This window comes from Pseudomonas sp. KSR10, assembly GCF_022355455.1.
GTDB classification, from domain to species: Bacteria; Pseudomonadota; Gammaproteobacteria; order Pseudomonadales; family Pseudomonadaceae; genus Stutzerimonas; species Stutzerimonas stutzeri_E.
Map to the genome: position 1 here is coordinate 60010 of NZ_JAKOEN010000021.1, position 511 is coordinate 60520.

Below are 511 nucleotides of genomic sequence, written 5' to 3' on the forward strand. Positions count from 1 at the left end.
GCCAGAAGCTTCGCCCCGGGGTCGGGTCTCTTACAAGATCAAAAGCCAAAAGCTTCGCCCCGGGTCAGGTCTCCTACAAGATCAAAAGCTAAAAGCAGACCGAAGCGCCCGCGCCCCGCGGCGACCTGCTTTTGCTGTGCTTTTGCTGTGCTTTTCTGTGGGAGGCGCGCCCTCGCGGCGAATGCGAGTTTCCTGCCCACATAAAAGCCAAAAGCTTCGCCCCGGGGTCGGGTCTCCTACAAGATCAAAAGCTAAAAGCAGACCGAAGCGCCCGCGCCCCGCGGCGACCTGCTTTTGCTGTGCTTTTGTTGTGCTTTTCTGTGGGAGGCGCGCCGTCGCGGCGAATGCGGGTTTCCTGCCCACCCAAAAGCCAAAAGCTTCGCCCCGGGGTCGGGTCTCCTACAAGATCAAAAGCCAAAAGCAGACCGAAGCGCCTGCGCCCCGCCGCGACCTGCTTTTGCTGTGCTTTTGCTGTGCTTTTTTTGTGGGAGGCGCGCCCTCGCGGCGAATG

Annotated in this window: 1 protein-coding gene; it reads right to left on the reverse strand. The window is 60.3% G+C overall.

Annotated features, from left to right (window positions below; all coding sequences use genetic code 11):
* Window positions 1-244: 244 nt before the first annotated feature.
* Window positions 245-511, reverse strand: a 267-nt coding sequence (locus tag MCB86_RS17580) for a hypothetical protein (RefSeq protein ID WP_239611671.1), incomplete at its 5' end; no start/stop codon positions are given.